The sequence below is a fragment of the Gulbenkiania mobilis genome (genome assembly GCA_004346645.1).
Taxonomy (GTDB): domain Bacteria; phylum Pseudomonadota; class Gammaproteobacteria; order Burkholderiales; family Chromobacteriaceae; genus Gulbenkiania; species Gulbenkiania mobilis.
Genome location: SMDA01000001.1, coordinates 279,789 through 297,249, shown reverse-complemented (window position 1 = coordinate 297,249; position 17,461 = coordinate 279,789). Strand labels below are relative to the sequence as shown.

Genomic DNA, 17,461 nt, shown 5'->3' with positions numbered 1-17,461 from the left:
GCTGCACGTTACGCTTTCCCCATCATCCTCTTACGGAGTTCGCACCATGCAACGCGCCCAACGCCTGACCCTGATCGCTGCCCTCGTCAGCACGCTGCCCGCTTGGGCCGGTGTGCCCACCGGGCCCGACTACATCGACGACAGCCAGTTTCTCTCGGCGGCCAAACAGCGCATCCTGCCGCCGGACATCCCGTGGAGCGGAAAGAGCCTGGCGTTTGCCGTGGCCGCCAACGACCCTTGGGCCACACCTTTCGAAGCCTCGGGTATGCAGCACACCCCACCCTACAGCGAAACCGTGGCCTACCTGCAGCGCCTGGCTGCGGCACGTCCGGAGCTGATCCGTCTGGTGACTCTGACCGAGCCCACCGATGAGGGCCGCCCGCTGGTGATGGCGGTGGTGTCCACCAGTGCCGACAAGTCCGCCGCCGGCCTGCGCGCCAGCGGCAAGCCGACGGTATACGTACAGGCCGGCATCCATGCCGGAGAAGCCAACGGCAAGGATGCCGGCCTGATGATGATTCGCGACATGACGGTCCGGGGCAACCAGAAGGCTCTGCTGGACAAGGTCAACCTGCTGTTCGTGCCCACCATCAATGCCGATGGCGACATGCGCTATGGTAAGTACGGCCGCATCAACCAGAACGGTCCCACCGAAACCGGCTGGCGCGTGAACAGCCGCAACCTCAACCTGAACCGCGACTTCACCAAGCTGGACAGCCCGGAGATCCGCAACGTGGCGCGGGTACTTAACGAATACGATCCGGACTTCTTCATCGACACGCACTCCACCGACGGGGTGAATTACCGCTACGACGTTACCTACTGCAACAACGGCATGGGTTGGTCGCCCAATGCCACACGTTGGATGGATGAGGTGATGACGCCGACGGTGTACGCCACCCTGCGGCAGTACGGACACGAGCCCAATGTCTGCATCTCGATGAATGACAACGAGGACCCGAGCAAGGGCTACTATCCCTACTACACCGACCTGGCCCGCTTCTCAAACCAGTATGCAGACGTGCGCGGCACACCGGGCATCCTGGTGGAACTGCACGCGCTCAAGCCCTATCCGCAACAGGTGCTGGGCAACTACGTGCTGTACCAGTCCATCTTCGAGCGGGTGGCGGCCAACCGCGACAGCCTGCGCGCAGCCATCGAGGCCGACCGCAAGCTGCGTCCGGAAAAGGTCACTCTCACTTGGAAGGAAGCAGAGGGCAAGCCGCAGGTGGTGGACTTCAAGGGGGTGAAATACGAAAAGGTGGCCTCGCCGATCACCGGCGACAAGATCATGCGCTGGACCAATCAGCCACAGGACTACAAGCTGCCGATCACCCCGCTGACGGCTCCGGACCTGGTGGTGCCCCGTCCCAAGGCCTATGTCGTGCCTGCACAGTGGCATGACGTGATCGAACGGATGAAAGTGCACGGGATCCAGATGACCACGCTGGACAAGCCGACCAGCTACGACGTCACGGTCTACCGGCTGGAGGACGTGAAGCTTGGCACCCCGTTCGAACCGGACCGCGAATCCGCCGACAAGATTCCGGGCTATGAAGGACGCCTGCTGGTCAGCGGCAAGCCGGTACCGCAACAGCGTCGCGTGACCTACCCGGCCGGTTCGGTGGTCATCGACCCCAACCAGCGCCTGGGCACGCTGGCCATGGTGCTGCTGGAGCCGGAAAGCCCCGACTCCTTCTTGCACTGGGGCTTCTTCAACGCAAACCTCACGTCGGCCGAAGCCCCCGAGGCCTATGTAATGGAACCCATGGCCCGGCGCATGCTGGCCGAAAGCCCTGCCTTGCGCAAGGCATTCGAAGCCCGTCTGAAGTCGGACAAGAAGTTTGCCGCCGACCGCAGTGCCCGCCTGAACTGGTTCTATGAGCGTACACCGTTTGCCGATAGCAACCGATACCTGTATCCGGTGGGGGTGGTGCGTTAAGTCACACTCCAAGCAACCAGGAACGGCGGGGAAACCCGCCGTTTTTCATGAGACTCGGTAAAAACCTGCACGGGTAGCGCAGCGACAGCTAGAATCGGCTGACTGCACGTTGGAACCCACATGGACATTACCGTACTTGGCGCCTCTTCGGGCATCGGCGGCCCTGCTCGAACCACCAGCTTCCGGGTAGGAGAGGCCATCCTCATCGATTGTGGAACAGGCGTGGGGGATCTTCCTCTGCCCGACCTGCTTGCCATCGATACTGTACTGCTCACGCACAGCCACTTGGACCATAGTGGTCTATTGCCGCTTCTGGCGCATGCCCATGCCAGCAACGGTGGTGGCGGTGTAACGGTCTATACCGGACCCGAAACGGTGCAGGCACTCAAGACTCACATGTTTTCCGGACCTCTCTGGCCTGATTACACCCGTTACCCACATCCGGACAGGGCTTTCGTGCGGCTGTGCCCGGTAACCCCGGAGGAGAGACTACAGATACATGGCTTGACGGTCGCCGCCTTGCCCGCCTGCCACAGTGTGCCTGCGCTGGGGTGGCTAGTTGACGAAGGCCGCGTTGCCTGGGCCTTTACCGGGGATAGCGGTCCCTGCCCGGCCTTCTGGAAGGCGCTCGCACGCGTACCGCACCTGACCGACGTGTTGGGTGAGATCTCCTACGACGACAGCCGCGCCGAGACCGCTGCACGGTTTGGTCACCTCTCCCCAGCCCTGCTGGCCCCGCTTCTGGAGGGCCTTCCCTCCTCGGTCCGTTTCTGGGTCAGTCACCTCGAACCGGGAGATGAAGCGCGGATGATGGCACTGATTGCCCCTGCACTAGGCGGTGGGCGGGACATCCGGCAACTCGTGGCAGGCAGCGTGATCCGCCCCGGCGGGCGAGTCTGAGCCCTGAAACATGCTTCGGCCAACCCTGCCGCAGCGAGGTTGGCCGAAAGATCACTCGGTGACGCTGCGTCAGGCGCTGATCGAGCTGGCTTCAAAGCCGGCGTCGTTCACCGCCTGCAGCAGCGCATCCGGCGCCACGCGGCTTTCGTCGTAACAGACGCGTGCACTGGCGGTCTGCAGGTTCACTTCGGCCGATTCCACGCCCTCGATACGGTTGAGAACTTCGTTCACGCTGTTGACACAGCCCACGCAGGTCATGCCGCGTACCGACATCGTCATTTCAATCATGGTCTTGTTCCTTTAGAGATTGATGAAAGTCATTTCCAACGGCGCAGCAGCAGCGAGTTGGTCACGACCGAGACCGAACTGGCTGCCATAGCGGCGCCTGCGATCACCGGGTTCAGCCAGCCCAAGGCGGCAAGCGGGATGCCCAGTGTGTTGTAGACAAAGGCAAAAAACAGGTTCTGGCGGATCTTGGTCAGCGTGGCGCGTGACAGCCGGATGGCGTCCGCCAGATGCACCAGATCGGCACGCATGAGCGTCACGTCGGCCGCCTCGATGGCTACGTCGGCCCCAGTGCCCATGGCAAAGCTGACATCTGCCAGTGCCAGGGCGGGCGCATCGTTGATGCCGTCGCCGGCCATGCCCACGATGTGACCTTCTGCCTTGAGCCGGGCCACCTCGGCGGCTTTTTCTTCGGGCCTCACCTGGGCCTGCCAGTGCGTGATGCCGGCCTCGGCCGCCACGCGTCGTGCGGTTGCGGCATTGTCCCCGGTCAGCATCACGACCCGTACCCCAGCCTCCTTCAGGCGGCGCACGGCTTCCACCGAGGTGGCCCGCAGTGGGTCAGCCACCGCGATCAGCCCGATGCATTGGCCATCGCGCGCCACCGCGAGCACTGTCAGGCCATCGGCGTAGTGAGCGTCGACCTCTGCCGGTGCCGGCCCGGCCCAGCCCGGCACCCCCACACGGATGCGCCCGACGCCGGCGACATGTGCTTCCACTCCCTGGCCAATCGTCGCCACGAAGGCTTCCACAGCCAGGGGCGACAGCGTCCGGTTGCGCGCCTCGGCCAGAACGGCCCGAGCCAGTGGGTGCTCGGAGCCGGCCTCGACGCTGGCGGCCCACTGCAATACCGATTCCGGAGACACACCAAAGCCCTGGACCGACCGCACTTGCGGCTGCCCTTCGGTCAGCGTCCCCGTCTTGTCCAGCACCAATGCCGTCAGGCGCCCCGCATGCTCCAGCGCGGCAGCATTACGAAACAGGATGCCGCGCCGCGCGCCATTGCCCATGCCCACCATGACCGCGGTGGGGGTGGCCAGGCCCAGGGCACACGGGCAGGCGATCACCAGCACCGCCACCGCACGGATCAGCGCCTCCACCCAGTTGCCGGTTAGCAGACCGGTGGCCACCAGGGTCAGCAGGGCAATGCCCAGCACGGCAGGCACGAACACTCCAGAAATCACGTCCGCAAGCCGCTGGATCGGCGCCTTGGAGCCCTGCGCCGTCTTCACCATGCGCACAATGTCCGCCAGCTGAGTACGGCTGCCCACGCCTGTAGCCAGCACTTCCAGCATGCCCTCCCGGTTACGCGTGCCGGCAAACACCGCATCACCCGCCTGCTTGCCCACTGGCAGGCTCTCGCCGGTGAGCATGCTCTCGTCTAGGCTGGCATGGCCGCTGACCACCGTGCCGTCCACCGGTACCGTCTCACCGTTACGCACCATCACACGGTCGCCTTCGGCCAACTGTTCGGCAGGAACATCGACCCACTGGCCTTCCCTTTCCACCCGTGCAGTCCGGGGGGCCAGCCGGATCAGGGCCTCGATGGCCCCGGCGGTTTTGCCCTTGGCACGCGACTCCAACAGCTTGCCCAGCAGCACCAGCGTGATCACCGCCGCACTCGCCTCAAAATAGACATGCTGTGTGTGCAGCCCGGCCACGGTCACCACCGTTGACAGCAGCCAAGCCATGGTCGTCCCCAAGGCGACGAGGACGTCCATGTTGGCACCGCCGCCACGCAGGGCGTGCCAGGCCCCACGGTAGAAGCGCCACCCGATCACGAACTGTACCGGCGTGGCCAGCAGCCATTGCAACCAGCGCGGCAGAAAGCCATGGTGGCTGCCGGACAGCATCAGAGCCATCTCAAGCAGAAAGGGCAAGGTCAACAGGGCAGACACGGCAAAAGCCCGCCGGTCCCGCTGCCAGGCTGTGGCATGCCGCGCCTCAAGGTTGGCCGAAGCAGACTCCGGGGCTACCTCCGGACGGCGGGCACCGAAGCCTGCCTTGCGCACTGTTTGGGCAATCTGCTCGAAGTCGTATACGCCCTCAGGGTAGGAAAGGGTTGCGGACTCGCTGGCAAAGCTGACACTGGCCTGCATGCCCGGCAGCCGATTGAGCACCTTCTCCAGCCGGTTGGCACAGGCCGCGCAGGTCATTCCCTCGATCTCCACAGTTTCCCGCGCCTGTGGCACCCGATAACCGGTCTTCTCGATCATGGCCACCACATCCGAAAGACCACTGGAACCGTCGTCCGGCAGCGCCACGGTGGCAGCCTCGCTGGCAAAACTGACGGCCGCTTCCACACCCGGCAGGCGATTGAGCTGCCTTTCGACGCGTGCAGCGCACGCATTGCAGGTCATGCCCTCCACGGGCAAGGTGATGCGATGGCTCATGACTGTTCCTCCTTACCGGGCATATTATACCCCATAGGGGTATACTGCAAGCCGAAGAAAAGACCGCCGAAGCGGTCTTCTTTGGGGGCTCACAACCAGCGCCGACGCCAGAACCATACGCTCATCGCCACCGCAATCGCCCCCATCAGGGCCAGCGAATAGTAGTAGCCATAGTGCCATTCCAGCTCCGGCATGTACTTGAAATTCATGCCGTAGATGCCGGCGATCAGCGTCAGCGGCATGAAGATCATGGTGATGACCGTCAGCACGCGCATCTGTACGTTGAGGCGGTTGGACTGGGCAGACATGTACAGCTCCAGCATGTCGCTGACATTTTCGCGCGACATCTCCACCGACTCCAGCAGGTGCAGCGTGTGATCGTAGGCATCGCGCATGTAGACCAGCGTTTCGCCCTTGAAAAAGCCGTAGTCGCCCCGGTTGAGGGCGGTAAGGATCTCCCGCATCGGCAGCAGCGAGCGGCGCAGCTTCAAGCAGTCGTGCTTCAGCCGCTGGATGCGCCGCAGCACTGCACCGTCGCTCATCACCAGCAGGGCGCGATCTGCCTGCTCCACCTGCTCGGTCAATTGGTTGATCACGCCAAAGTAATCGTCGATCAGCGCATCGATCAGCGAGTAGGCGAGATAATCGGCGCCCTTGCCACGGATCAGGCCGCGCGCCGTACGCAGGCGTTCGCGCACTGTCTCGAAGATCCCCAAAGGGCGCTCCTGAAAAGTGAGCACGAAGTTCTCACCAATGACAAAGTACACCTGGTCGTACCGCAGCCGGGAGGTTTCATGGTCGCTGGGAAAGTAGAACACGCGCGTGGCCATGAAAAGGTAATCGCCGTAGTCCTCTACCTTGGGGCGCTGGCGTGCGTTGAGGATATCTTCGAGCACCAGCGGGTGAAGATGGAAGCGTTCGCCGATGGCCCGCATCGCCTCCGGGTCATGGCCATAGACATTCAGCCACAGCACCGGCTGCCTGGGCTGGTAGGCAAGACCGTCCTCCACGCTGTCGAAACGTGTCTCGTCGAGCGCCTCGGCGCTGTACTCGATCAACGTGATGGAGGTGGTATCGCTCTTTTTTTCGCCCACGCGCAGGAGCGTGCCGGGCACCTCCCCGAGCGTGGGCACGCGTTCTTTCAGATGGGCGTGACGCATTGGACCTGACCTTGCCGGAAGTTGAGACAGAAGCCCGCCGTTTTCCACTGGGCAGATTCCTGTTTCAACGCACTGGCGGTCAGGGGGTTGGCATCCAGCCATTCCCCTTCCAGGGTCAGTTCGAACCCTCGCGACACCGGGCGCAGATCCAGGGCCTGCGGCAGCGCCACCTCGGTGCGGCTGCGGTGGAACAGCACCGCAAGCCGCAGGGCGATGATGGCAGGCCAGAGCACCGGTTCACGCACCTGGGGCACCATCTTGCCCATGTCCCCGCGGTGGCCGAGCACGATCAGCGCCAGCGTGGCCTGTTCGCGCCGGGAAAAGCCGGGCATGTCCGCGTGTTGCAAGATGTATGCCGAATGCTTGTGATAGGCCGTATGCGCAATCGTGCGGCCAATTTCATGCAATCGGGCTGCCCACAACACCTGCTTGACCATGTCCGCATCGGCGTCGTCGCCAGCAGCCATGCGATAGAAACGTTCGGCCAAGGTTGCCACGCGCTCTGCCTGGGCCAGATCGACGTGATAACGGCGCTTGAACGCGGTGACAGTGGTGTCACGCATATCCTTTTCCTGCTGCCGGCCCAACAGGTCATACAGCACGCCATCGCGCAGCGCGCCTTCGGCCACGATCATCCGGTCGACGCCCAGTTCCTCGAAGATGCCGATCATGATCGCCAGCCCGCCGGGCAGCACCGGCAGGCGGTCGCTCTTGAGCCCGTTCAGGGCGACATTGCGCAGCTGGCCACGGCGGATCAGCTCGCCGCGCAAGCGCTCCATGCCTGTCAGGGTGATGTCGCCGTCGCTGTAATCGTTGAGTTCGAGTATGTCCCGTAGCGAACGGGCTGTGCCGGAGGTGCCCACCGCCAGTTGCCATGCATCAGGCGGGTAGGCCTGCGTGATGCGCTGGATCTCGTTGCGGGCTGCGAGGGTCGCATCGCGGAAGGCCTGCTTGGTCAGCACGCCGTCAGCAAAGTAGCGCAGGCTGTAGGACACGCAGCCCAGCGGCAGGCTTTCGGTCACCAGCGGCTTGTACTGCGCCCCGATGATGAACTCGGTGGAACCGCCGCCGATGTCCACCACCAGCCGCTTCTCCTTGGTGGCCGGCAGGCTGTGCGCAGCGCCCAGATAGATCAGGCGGGCCTCTTCGCGCCCGGCGATGATCTCGATCGGAAAACCCAGCCGCGCCTCGGCCTGCTCGATGAAGGCCGGTGCGTTCTTGGCTACTCGCAGGGTGTTGGTGCCCACCACCCGCACCTGCGCTGGCTCAAAACCGCGCAGGCGTTCGCCAAAGCGGGCCAGGCAGGCAAGCGCCCGGTCCTGCACTTCCTGGGTCAGCAGTTTGTCGCTGGTCAGGCCGGCACCGAGCCGGACGGTTTCCTTGAGGGAATCCAAGGTATAGAGCTGGTCGTCGACCACGCGGGAAATCTGGAGGCGGAAGCTGTTGGACCCGAGGTCCACGGTGGCCAGCACCGGGTAGGGAGGTACGGTCGTCGTCATGCTCATCCATCCACTGGATGGTAGGACCGGCGGCTGCCAGGTGAGATACGGCCGCAGGCTGGGGTTGGTCACGGAAAAACGGCGACGCCCGAAGCCGTCGCCGCACCGTGATAAATCAACTAGGCCTAGTTGTCCAGCGTTTCCCGCTTGATCGTCTCGATTGTGGTGTGGCGGATGTCCTTGCCCTTGACGAGGTACACCACGTATTCGGAGATATTCTTGGCGTGGTCGCCGATGCGCTCGATGGCCTTGGCAATGAACAGCACGTCGATCGACATGCTGATGGTGCGCGGGTCTTCCATCATGAAAGTGATCAGCTGGCGCAGTTCGGAGGCAAAGTCCTCGTCCAGCCGCTGGTCTTCTTCGGCCAGCTCCAGCGCGGCGGTGGCATCCAGCCGGGCGAAGGCGTCCAAGGCACGGCGCAGCATGCCCAGCGCCACTTCCGCCATTTTTCGGATCTCGCGGAAACGCGGGATCTGGTAGCGCTCGCTGCCGTGCACTGTGCGGCCCATGCGGGCGATCTTCTGGGCCTCGTCGCCAATGCGCTCGAGGTCGGTGATGGTCTTGACCACCGTCAACACCATGCGCAGGTCGCTGGCAGCCGGCTGGCGGCGCGCAATGATGTGCTGGCAGTCGTCGTCGATGGCCACTTCCAGCGCGTTGACAAGCGCGTCTTCGGCGATCACCTTCTCCATCTTGGCCACGTCGCCCGAAGTGAGCGCATCGATCGCCGAGAGGATCTGCTGTTCGACCAGCCCGCCCATCTGCAGCACGCGGGTGCGGATGGTTTCGAGTTCCAGGTCGAACTGTTTGGAAATATGTTCTGGCATTGCGCTCCCCTTTGTTCAGGCAAACCGTCCGGCAGCTTACCGCGTCCGTGTGACAACACGATGACCGGACGCGGCAGCAGGCCTTACCGGATTACGTCCACCCCGTTCTGCCGGCCGAGCACCAGCACATCCGCGCGACGACGGGCGAACAGTCCGCAGGTGACCACGCCGGCAATCTGGTTGATGGTTTCCTCCATCTCCACCGGCTTGGCAATCGAGAGTCCATGCACATCGAGGATGATGTTGCCGTTGTCGGTGGTGAAGCCATGGCGCATTTCCGGATGGCCACCGAGGCGCACCAGTTCGCGCGCCACATGGCTGCGGGCCATCGGAATCACTTCAACCGGCAGGGGAAACTGCCCCAGCACCGACACATACTTGGTCTCGTCTGCGATGCAGATGAACTCGCGGGCCACGGCCGCCACGATCTTTTCGCGGGTGAGAGCACCGCCGCCGCCCTTGATCATGTGCAGATAGTGGTTAATCTCGTCGGCACCATCGATATAGACGGGCACGTCGTCCACGGCGTTGAGGTCGAAGACCGGAATGTGGTGGGCCTTCAGCCGCTCGGTGGAGGCCTCGGAACTGGACACCGCGCCACGGATGCGGCCCTTGATGCGCGACAGCTCTTCGATGAACAGGTTCACGGTGCTGCCGGTGCCCACCCCCACGATGGCATCGTCCGGGACGAATTCGATGGCTTTCTGGGCAACAGCAAGTTTGAGCTGGTTCTGGGTCAGCATGGTCTTCTCCCGGTTGCACGGCGCGGGCGCCGCGGGTTCTGGTTCTTCACGGCTTCATTTTACACCGGCAGCGGCCATCAGCAGGCAGATCGCATGCGTTTCGATCGCCTCGCCCCGCCCGATGTAACCGAGCTTTTCGTTGGTCTTGCCCTTGATGTTGACCTGTTCGGGCGCCAGGCCCAGGTCTTCGGCCAAGGTGCGGCGCATGGCATCGATATGCGGAGCCAGTTTGGGTGCCTGGGCAATGATGGTGCTGTCGACGTTGACGACCCGCCAGCCGGCGGCCTCCACCCGCTCGCGTGCTGCCCGCAGCAGCACGCGGCTGTCGGCCCCGGCAAAAGCCGGGTCGGTGTCAGGAAAATGGCGGCCGATATCGCCCAATCCCGCCCCCCCCAAGAGGGCATCGGTCACCGCATGCAGCAGCGCATCGGCATCGGAATGCCCGAGCAAGCCTTTTTCGTAGGGCAGCTGCACACCGCCCAGGATCAGCGGTCGGCCCTCCACCAGCCGGTGAACGTCATAGCCTTGTCCAATGCGGAACATCACTCCCTCCCTTCAATCTGGTTGCGACCCGCGAGCACAGCGCGCGCCAGCACGAGATCGGCCGGCCAGGTGACCTTGAAGTTGCTGGCGCTGCCCTCCACCAGCCGCGGGGACAGACCCAACGCCTCGATGGCTGAGGCCTCGTCGGTCATGCTTTCGGCCAAGGCCCCTCCACCCAGCGCCCGCGTCAGCAGACCGCTACGAAACATCTGCGGCGTCTGCGCCAGCCACAGCCCGTCCCGGGGGCGGGTGCCCCTTACCCGCTGGGCGGCATCGGCCTCCTTGACGGTGTCGGGCACCGGCAAGGCCAGAAGCCCCCCCACAGGGTCTTCGGCCAAGGTATCGATGAGCCGGGCCACCTGCGCCGTATCGATGCAGCAGCGGGCCGCATCATGCACCAGCACCCAGTCCCCTTCGGCCAAGCCCAGCGCTGCCAGGCCGTTGCGCACGGTCTCCGCGCGGCTCGCGCCGCCCACCCGCAGCACACGCAGCTTTTCCATCGGCCAGTCGAAGCTGTCGAACCAGGTGTCGTCAGGCGCGATCACAACCGCCACAAGATCGATGGCGGGCACCGCCGCCAGTGCAGACAGGGTGTGCGCCATCAGGGGCAGACCGTTGACGTCCAGGTACTGCTTGGGACACACCGCACCGAAGCGACTGCCCACTCCCCCGGCAGGCACCAGCGCCACACACCGGCTCACGCGCTGCCCTCCGTCGGGTCGGCCGGGGCCAGGCTGCGCCAGATGCACGCCCCTTTGGCCGCCTTGTCGAGTGTGTCCAGATAGGCGGCGTGCTCGGCAAGCTCCGCTTCACTGGCCGGTAGCACCCGCAAGGGTTTGCGCTCGAAGGCCAGGCCGGTCAGGGCGTCCTGACGTGGCGTTTCCATGTCGATGTCCATAGCCAGGCTGTCCTGGCCGCGTGTCATCGCCAGATATACTTCGGCCAACAGCTCGCAGTCGATCAGGGCACCGTGGAACACACGGTTGGCACGGTCGATCTCGAAGCGGTCGCACAGGGCGTCCAGGTTGTTGCGTTTACCTGGAAACAGGTCACGCGCCATGGCCAGCGTATCGATCACGCCGTTGCACAGCGCGTTGGCGCGCGGCAGCCCCACGCGATCGAACTCGGCATTGAGAAAGCCAAGGTCGAAGGGGGCATTGTGGATGATCAGCTCAGCATCGCGCAGGAAGGCTGCAAGCTCGTCGGCCACCTGCGCAAACTTCGGCTTGTCGGCCAGGAAGTCGAGCGAGATGCCGTGCACCCGTTCGGCGTCCGGGTCGATCTGGCGCTCCGGATGCATGTATAAATGCAGGTAGCGTCCGGTCAGCTTGCGGTTGACCATTTCCAGCCCGGCGAACTCGATGATGCGGTGGCCAAGGTGGGCTTCGAGACCGGTGGTCTCGGTATCGAGGATGATCTGTCTCATCTGCGTCCTGAGGTTCGGAAGACGGGGGCCGTATTAACGGGCCAGCTCCACGCCGCGGTTGGCCAGCTGGTCGGCGCGTTCGTTGAATTCATGGCCAGCGTGGCCTTTCACCCACCGCCACTCAACGGTATGGCGATTGCGGGCGGCATCCAGGGCCTGCCACAGATCGGCATTCTTCACCGGCGCCTTGGCCGCAGTCTTCCAGCCCCGTTGCTTCCAGCCGTGAATCCACTCGGAGATGCCTTTCTGCACATACTGCGAATCGGTGTATACCACCACGCGGCAGGGGCGATTGAGCAGATTCAGTCCCTCGATCACCGCCTGCAGCTCCATGCGGTTGTTGGTGGTTCCAGCCTCGCCGCCGAAAAGTTCCTTCTCCTTGCCGCGGTAACGCAGCAGCACGCCCCAGCCACCCGGGCCGGGGTTGCCCTTGCAGGCGCCGTCGGAATAAATCTCGACGCAGTCTTCATTCATGGGTGGGTTCGTCCGTCTTGAGTGGAGGTGCGGGATGCCGGTCGGCCTGACCGGCCACGGCAAGGCCCGCTGCTTTCTTGTGCGTCATCCATGCCGGGGTGATCAGCCGCATGCCGCGCTCGCGCTTGACGGCCTCAATGCCGTACACACCCGCAGCCAGCGGCCACCAGCGCTCGCCCGCGGTTTCCAGTCGGCCGAAACGGGCCAGCCAGTCGCCACGGTTGAAGGGCGGCGCATAGGCCATGTAGCCCGCGCCCATCGGTTCCAGCCCCAGCAGCTTCAGCCAGTCCTTCATCCGGCCCAGCCGCAGGAAGCGGCCACTCCAGGGCGCCCGGGTCGAGCCTTGCAGCAGCCGCCGCGCCCCCCAGAAAGAGAATGGATTGAAGCCGGTGACAATAAGCCGGCCCTCCGGCACCAGCACCCGCGCCGCTTCCCGCAGCACCTGGTGCGGATGCCCGGTAAAATCGAGGGTGTGCGGCAGCAGGATGAGGTCGATGCTGCGGGTGGCAAACGGCAGTTGGGCGAAGTCGGCCCGGAGGTCGCCGGCCCCGGCATCCACACGCACTTGGCAGGCGATGCGGTTGGCACGCAGCAGCGGCTGGTCAACCAGACCGAGCTGCACAGCATGAAAGCCGAAGGCATCGGCCACAACCTGGTCGTAATAGGCCTGTTCCCGGGCCAGCAGGTACTGCCCGAGCTCCGAGCCTGCCAACCATTCGGAAAACGTCATTTTCATCTGGAAGAAGGCCCCGCCTCGTCATGTTCACTGTCACGCCCGTGCGCGCATTCGACGACAATTATATCTGGGTTTTGCATCAGGACGGCCGTGCCGTCGCGGTCGACCCCGGAGAGGCCGGCCCCCTGCAGGCCTTTCTCGAGGCAAACGACCTGCTGCTGCAGGCCGTGCTCATCACCCATCGTCATGGCGACCACGTCGGCGGACTGCCGGCCCTGACAGAGCGCTGGCCGCAACTGGCGGTGTATGGTCCGTCGACCGTTCCCGGCATTACCCACTCCGTCGAGGAGGGCTGCAGTGTGCCCCTGTTCGGCCAACCTTTCACCGTCTGGGCCATTCCCGGCCACACCCGTGAGCACCTCGCCTTTGTCGCACCGGGCCATGCCTTCTGTGGCGACACCTTGTTCGGTGCCGGCTGCGGGCGCGCCTTCGATGGCAGCGTGGAGGCGCTGGCTGCTTCGGTGGCCCGGTTGGGCCACCTGCCGGCTCAAACCCGCCTCTACCCTGCCCATGAGTACACGCTCGCCAACCTGAAGTTTGCCCGAGCAGTGGAACCGGACAACGCGGCACTGACCGAGCGCTGGTCGGCGGACACCGCCAGGCGGGCGCAAGGACAGCCCACCCTGCCCACCACCGTGGAGCAGGAGCACGCCACCAACCCCTTCCTGCGTACTGGCGAGCCTGCCGTGATCGCGGCGGCCAGCGCTTGGCGCGCCCAGCCGTTGAGCGGGGCCACGGCGGTTTTCGCCGCCCTGCGCGCTTGGAAGGACGGCTTTGCCGGCTGAGGGATATGCCATTGCCTTTGGGGCAGCCATCAGAACATGTGCACCTGCTGTCCGCTCAGGCAAAAGCTCATGAAATACCACGGTTTTTTTGTGTTGACAGCCTTCTTTTGGCTGGACTAGCATCGGCCCGAAACCAAAATCCGACCAGGCTCTCCAATGAAAAGATTGACACCCCTGGCGCTGACACTGTCATTCGCTTTTTCCGCCGCCTTGCCCGCTCACGCCGAGACCTCTGCTTTCGGCCGCTCGACCGGGGTCGACGTCAGCCTGGCTGCCGGCCTCGACATGATGCTCCTCAATGCCAGCCTGCTCCGTAATGGCGACAACGTCTGGGAGCGCCTGCGGGAAGGCTTCCAGCTGCCGGAGGTCAATCCGGAGATCGTGCGCCGTCACGAGCAGCAGATGGCGGCCCGTCCCGAAAGCTTCAAGCGCTCGCTGGACCGCAGCCGCAAGTACCTTTTCCACATCCTGAACGAGGTCGAGCGGCGCGGCATGCCCACCGAACTGGCCCTGTTGCCGATGGTGGAAAGCTCTTTCGTCCCGACCGCCGTATCGCCGGTCGGCGCTGCCGGTCTGTGGCAGTTCATGCCCGCCACCGGCCGTCAGTACGGCCTGGAGCAGACCTGGTGGTATGACGGCCGCCGCGACGTGGTGGACGCCACCCGGGCCGCGCTGGACTACCTGCAGAACCTCTACACCCTCTTCGGCGACTGGAACCTTGCCCTGGCAGCCTACAACTGGGGCGAAGGCAACGTTTCACGTGCTATTGCCCGGCTACAGGCCAGCGGTCAGGAAGTGACCTACGAAGCACTGAAGATGCCGAACGAGACGCGCAACTATGCCCCTAAGCTGCTGGCAGTGCGCAACCTGCTGATGGCCCCCGAGAAATACGGCCTCAAGCTCGACAAGTTCCCCAACAAACCTTACTTCGTTGCCTTGTCCACCGGACGCCACATGGACATCGATGTGGCAGCCAAGCTTGCCGGGATGTCGGTGAGCGAGTTCAAGGAACTCAACCCTGCCTTTAACCTTCCGGTCTATGCGCACAAGTCCGGCCGCCAGATGCTTATTCCGGCAAACAAGGTAGACAAGTTCGAGAAAAACCTCAGCGAGTGGAACAAGCCGCTGCTCACCTGGCAGGTATATACCCCCGCCGGTGACGAAAACGCCGTCGAGGTGGCCAGCCGGTACGGTATGAGCACGGAGGAGTTCGCCGCGGTCAACAAACTCAACCGTACCACCACCCTCACCGCGGGACGCCCCGTGCTGGTGGCGATGAAGTCCGGTGCCAGCAGCCTGGTACCTGATGCCGCCGAACCTGCGCCGACTGCACCGGTACTGGTGGCGGATTCCCGCCCGCCGGTGATCGTGGCAGAGCGCGCGCCGATGGTTTCCCAGCCGGTGACGGTGGCTTCGGCAGCGCCGGTGGCCGCCCCCCGCACCGCTGCTCCGGCAGCGCCCGCTGTGACGCTCGCCGTGGCCAAACCGGCGGTTTCGCTGGCCGCCGCAGTTCCCAGCGCGCCCCCGCCGGCCACAGTGATCCAACCGCCGAAACCGGACACCACGCCAGCCATTGTTGCGGAAGCCGCCCCGGTGGCCGCTACGCCCGCAATTTCGTCTGACGTCAGCGTGAGCCGGGCAGCCACTGCACCGACAGTCTCTGCACCGGCTCAGCCGGTGCGCGTGGCCGAAATCCGGCCAGCCGCGCCCGTGTCTGCCGCCGTCAACCCGAATGCGCGCGAACACACCGTCGCGGCCGGCGATACCCTCTTCAATATCTCGCGTCGCTACAATCTGACGGTGGCCGAACTGAAGGCTCTCAATGGCATGGATGAGGATGTGCTCAAACTGGGGCAGGTCCTCAGGGTGAAGGCCTCCGGCACCAGCTATGCCATGGCCACTCCGGTGGCCACGCCGACCGCCCCTGCCCGACAAATGGTTAACGCCGAGCCAGCCAGCGCACGGGACGAGGCTTTGCTGAAGGTCGCCGGCCTGTCGACCTCTGGCAGCGCAACCGGCCAGGTGCCTTCGGAATATGTGGTCCAGCGTGGCGACACCGTCTTCAGTATTGCGCGCAAGTTCGGCCTGCACCACACCGACATCCAGCGCTGGAACGACTCCAGCCTGTTGGCGCGCCTGCAGCCTGGGCAGCGCCTACGCATCCAGGGGCTGTAAGTCGCCTCGGTCGCTCGTACGGCCTTCAAAGAAAACGCCCTGCCAACCGGCAGGGCGTTTTGCTGAATCGTGCCACCAGGGTTGGCCGAAGCCCCTTCAGCACTCAGGGACGTTGACAGTGATGGCCAGGCCGCCGAGCGAGGTTTCCTTGTAGGTGTGCTTCATGTCCTTGCCGGTCTGGAACATCGTCTGGATGACGGTGTCGAGCGAGACCTTATGCTGTCCGTCCTCCAGCAGTGCAAGCTGGGCCACCTTAATGGCCTGCTCGGCTGCCACGCCGTTGCGCTCGATGCAGGGAATCTGCACCAGCCCCCCCACCGGGTCGCACGTCATGCCGAGGTGATGCTCCATTGCGATCTCGGCAGCGTTCTCGATCTGTTCCAGCGTACCTCCGATCACTGCCGCATAGGCCCCGGCCGCCATCGACGACGCAACGCCCACTTCCCCCTGACACCCCACTTCTGCGCCCGAAATCGAGGCATTCATCTTGTAGAGCAAGCCGATGGCGCCGGCGGTCAGGAGGAAGGTCACCACCCCTTCCTCGTCGGCGCGCGGGTAGAAGTTGCGGTAGTAGGTGAGCACGGCCGGCACAATGCCGGCGGCGCCATTGGTGGGCGCGGTGACCACGCGGCCACCGGCGGCGTTTTCCTCGTTGACAGCCATGGCGTACAGCATTGGCCAGAGCATGGCGTCCAAGCGGCCGGCAATCTGTTGCGTGATCAGCTTGCGAAAGAGTGCCGGGGCACGCCGGCGGACGTTCAGCCCGCCCGGCAGGGTGCCCTCATGGCGGCAGCCACTTTCCACGCACTCCTTCATCACATGGGCGATTTCCAGCGCAGTGGCGCGCACGGCTTCTTCGGAGCGCCCCAGGGCGATTTCGTTGGCCGTGACGATCTGAGCGATCGTGCGACCCTCCCGGCGACAATGGCTCAGCAGGGCCTCGGCACTATCGAAGGGATAGGGCACGCTCTGGCTGGGTGCGGTATGCCCGTACTGCTCGTCGGTGACGATGAATCCCCCCCCGATCGAGTAATACACCTGGCTGCCGACCACCTGACCGTGAGCATCGAAGGCATCAAAGCGCATGCCGTTGGCGTGCTTGGGCAGGAACTCCTGCTTGTGCAACTGGAAATCGCGATCGAAGGCGAAAGCGATCTCGTGCGTCCCGTTCAGCCGTATCTGTCCGCCGGTGCGGATCATCGCGGCCCGTGCCGGCACGGTTTCCGGCTGTACGGTGCGCGGGTGTGCGCCCTCCAGCCCTACCAGTACCGCGTCCACAGTGCCGTGTCCGGCGCCCGTCAGCGCCAGCGAGCCATACAGCGCCACCCCGATACGGGCGGTGCGATCCAGGCGCCCACTTTCGGCCAACCCTTCCACGAACTCGCGGGCGGCCTTCATCGGGCCCACGGTGTGCGAACTAGAGGGGCCGATGCCGATTGAAAACAGATCGAATACGCTGATCATGTGAATGTCCCCTGCCATCGGTGGCATGTAGTGTTGTAAGCCGTGCCGGCCTGCCCGGCAGGCCCCGGGTAAACCCGGATACGCAAGGGTGCCTATTGTATGCAAA

The 17,461-nt window shown here is 64.3% G+C and carries 16 protein-coding genes; 4 read left to right on the top strand and 12 right to left on the bottom strand.

Going from position 1 to position 17,461, the window contains the following annotated elements; all coding sequences use genetic code 11:
• Positions 1–46: 46 nt before the first annotated feature.
• Both EV669_RS01435 and EV669_RS01430 read left to right on the top strand, forming a co-directional pair.
• Positions 47–1,942 carry a M14 family metallopeptidase gene (locus tag EV669_RS01435; protein WP_054285685.1) on the top strand — a complete coding sequence of 632 codons (1,896 nt, stop codon included), beginning with the start codon at positions 47–49 and terminating at the stop codon, positions 1,940–1,942.
• 120 nt (positions 1,943–2,062) lie between these two features.
• A complete protein-coding gene (locus EV669_RS01430) occupies positions 2,063–2,842 on the top strand; it encodes a 3',5'-cyclic-nucleotide phosphodiesterase (protein ID WP_054285684.1) in 780 nt (259 codons plus the stop codon).
• A gap of 69 nt (positions 2,843–2,911) precedes the next feature.
• Here the strand turns inward: EV669_RS01430 and EV669_RS01425 are convergent, their stop codons facing one another.
• The 11 genes from EV669_RS01425 to EV669_RS01375 all read right to left on the bottom strand — a co-directional run bounded on the left by EV669_RS01425 (position 2,912) and on the right by EV669_RS01375 (position 12,925).
• Complete coding sequence (locus tag EV669_RS01425) at positions 2,912–3,130, bottom strand: heavy-metal-associated domain-containing protein (RefSeq protein ID WP_054285683.1); 219 nt, start codon at positions 3,128–3,130, stop codon at positions 2,912–2,914.
• 29 nt (positions 3,131–3,159) lie between these two features.
• Positions 3,160–5,520, bottom strand: coding sequence for a heavy metal translocating P-type ATPase (locus EV669_RS01420; protein ID WP_054285682.1), 2,361 nt, complete (start codon positions 5,518–5,520; stop codon positions 3,160–3,162).
• Between the two features lie 89 nt (positions 5,521–5,609).
• Entirely contained in the window at positions 5,610–6,680 is a 1,071-nt protein-coding gene (gene corA, locus EV669_RS01415; protein WP_054285681.1) for a magnesium/cobalt transporter CorA, read from the bottom strand.
• Positions 6,662–8,179: an exopolyphosphatase gene (ppx, locus tag EV669_RS01410; RefSeq protein ID WP_207913761.1), complete on the bottom strand. Its 1,518-nt coding sequence runs from the start codon at positions 8,177–8,179 to the stop codon at positions 6,662–6,664. Before ppx ends, corA begins: the two co-directional genes overlap by 19 nt.
• 125 nt (positions 8,180–8,304) lie before the next feature.
• The gene (phoU, locus tag EV669_RS01405) at positions 8,305–9,009 is read right to left on the bottom strand and encodes a phosphate signaling complex protein PhoU (protein ID WP_055433492.1); all 705 of its coding nucleotides are present in this window, start codon (positions 9,007–9,009) and stop codon (positions 8,305–8,307) included.
• Between the two features lie 83 nt (positions 9,010–9,092).
• Positions 9,093–9,752: a ribose-5-phosphate isomerase RpiA gene (rpiA, locus tag EV669_RS01400; protein ID WP_132097692.1), complete on the bottom strand. Its 660-nt coding sequence runs from the start codon at positions 9,750–9,752 to the stop codon at positions 9,093–9,095.
• Between the two features lie 54 nt (positions 9,753–9,806).
• Complete coding sequence (gene ispF, locus EV669_RS01395) at positions 9,807–10,298, bottom strand: 2-C-methyl-D-erythritol 2,4-cyclodiphosphate synthase (protein ID WP_318271260.1); 492 nt, start codon at positions 10,296–10,298, stop codon at positions 9,807–9,809.
• A complete protein-coding gene (gene ispD / locus EV669_RS01390; RefSeq protein WP_132097690.1) occupies positions 10,295–10,996 on the bottom strand; it encodes a 2-C-methyl-D-erythritol 4-phosphate cytidylyltransferase in 702 nt (233 codons plus the stop codon). Before ispD ends, ispF begins: the two co-directional genes overlap by 4 nt.
• The gene (gene dnaQ, locus EV669_RS01385) at positions 10,993–11,721 is read right to left on the bottom strand and encodes a DNA polymerase III subunit epsilon (RefSeq protein ID WP_054285677.1); all 729 of its coding nucleotides are present in this window, start codon (positions 11,719–11,721) and stop codon (positions 10,993–10,995) included. The genes ispD and dnaQ overlap by 4 nt, the downstream gene beginning before the upstream one ends.
• A 33-nt stretch (positions 11,722–11,754) precedes the next feature.
• Positions 11,755–12,195 (bottom strand): ribonuclease HI, encoded by a 441-nt coding sequence (rnhA, locus tag EV669_RS01380; RefSeq protein ID WP_054285676.1) that lies wholly within the window; start codon positions 12,193–12,195, stop codon positions 11,755–11,757.
• Positions 12,188–12,925, bottom strand: a complete 738-nt coding sequence (locus EV669_RS01375) for a class I SAM-dependent methyltransferase (RefSeq protein WP_245622691.1) — start codon at positions 12,923–12,925, stop codon at positions 12,188–12,190. Before EV669_RS01375 ends, rnhA begins: the two co-directional genes overlap by 8 nt.
• Positions 12,926–12,954: 29 nt before the next feature.
• Here EV669_RS01375 and gloB point away from each other — a divergent pair, with 29 nt between their 5' ends.
• Both gloB and EV669_RS01365 read left to right on the top strand, forming a co-directional pair.
• Positions 12,955–13,716, top strand: a complete 762-nt coding sequence (gene gloB, locus EV669_RS01370; RefSeq protein WP_132097689.1) for a hydroxyacylglutathione hydrolase — start codon at positions 12,955–12,957, stop codon at positions 13,714–13,716.
• Positions 13,717–13,872: 156 nt separating this feature from the next.
• The gene (locus tag EV669_RS01365; RefSeq protein WP_132097688.1) at positions 13,873–15,891 is read left to right on the top strand and encodes a LysM peptidoglycan-binding domain-containing protein; all 2,019 of its coding nucleotides are present in this window, start codon (positions 13,873–13,875) and stop codon (positions 15,889–15,891) included.
• Between the two features lie 96 nt (positions 15,892–15,987).
• On the opposite strand, the gene EV669_RS01360 is transcribed toward EV669_RS01365, so the two are convergent.
• The gene (locus EV669_RS01360) at positions 15,988–17,355 is read right to left on the bottom strand and encodes an L-serine ammonia-lyase (protein ID WP_055433485.1); all 1,368 of its coding nucleotides are present in this window, start codon (positions 17,353–17,355) and stop codon (positions 15,988–15,990) included.
• Positions 17,356–17,461 lie beyond the last annotated feature (106 nt).

What these genes read in the sequence shown, in the direction of transcription:
- rnhA (WP_054285676.1), bottom strand. Translation starts at nt 12,195, where the DNA reads ATGAATGAAGACTGCGTCGAGATTTATTCCGACGGCGCCTGCAAGGGC.
- dnaQ (WP_054285677.1), bottom strand. Translation starts at nt 11,721, where the DNA reads ATGAGACAGATCATCCTCGATACCGAGACCACCGGTCTCGAAGCCCAC.
- EV669_RS01430 (WP_054285684.1), top strand. Translation starts at nt 2,063, where the DNA reads ATGGACATTACCGTACTTGGCGCCTCTTCGGGCATCGGCGGCCCTGCT.
- EV669_RS01375 (WP_245622691.1), bottom strand. Translation starts at nt 12,925, where the DNA reads ATGACGTTTTCCGAATGGTTGGCAGGCTCGGAGCTCGGGCAGTACCTG.
- rpiA (WP_132097692.1), bottom strand. Translation starts at nt 9,752, where the DNA reads ATGCTGACCCAGAACCAGCTCAAACTTGCTGTTGCCCAGAAAGCCATC.
- ppx (WP_207913761.1), bottom strand. Translation starts at nt 8,179, where the DNA reads ATGACGACGACCGTACCTCCCTACCCGGTGCTGGCCACCGTGGACCTC.
- phoU (WP_055433492.1), bottom strand. Translation starts at nt 9,009, where the DNA reads ATGCCAGAACATATTTCCAAACAGTTCGACCTGGAACTCGAAACCATC.
- EV669_RS01435 (WP_054285685.1), top strand. Translation starts at nt 47, where the DNA reads ATGCAACGCGCCCAACGCCTGACCCTGATCGCTGCCCTCGTCAGCACG.
- EV669_RS01425 (WP_054285683.1), bottom strand. Translation starts at nt 3,130, where the DNA reads ATGATTGAAATGACGATGTCGGTACGCGGCATGACCTGCGTGGGCTGT.
- gloB (WP_132097689.1), top strand. Translation starts at nt 12,955, where the DNA reads ATGTTCACTGTCACGCCCGTGCGCGCATTCGACGACAATTATATCTGG.
- EV669_RS01365 (WP_132097688.1), top strand. Translation starts at nt 13,873, where the DNA reads ATGAAAAGATTGACACCCCTGGCGCTGACACTGTCATTCGCTTTTTCC.
- corA (WP_054285681.1), bottom strand. Translation starts at nt 6,680, where the DNA reads ATGCGTCACGCCCATCTGAAAGAACGCGTGCCCACGCTCGGGGAGGTG.
- EV669_RS01360 (WP_055433485.1), bottom strand. Translation starts at nt 17,355, where the DNA reads ATGATCAGCGTATTCGATCTGTTTTCAATCGGCATCGGCCCCTCTAGT.
- EV669_RS01420 (WP_054285682.1), bottom strand. Translation starts at nt 5,520, where the DNA reads ATGAGCCATCGCATCACCTTGCCCGTGGAGGGCATGACCTGCAATGCG.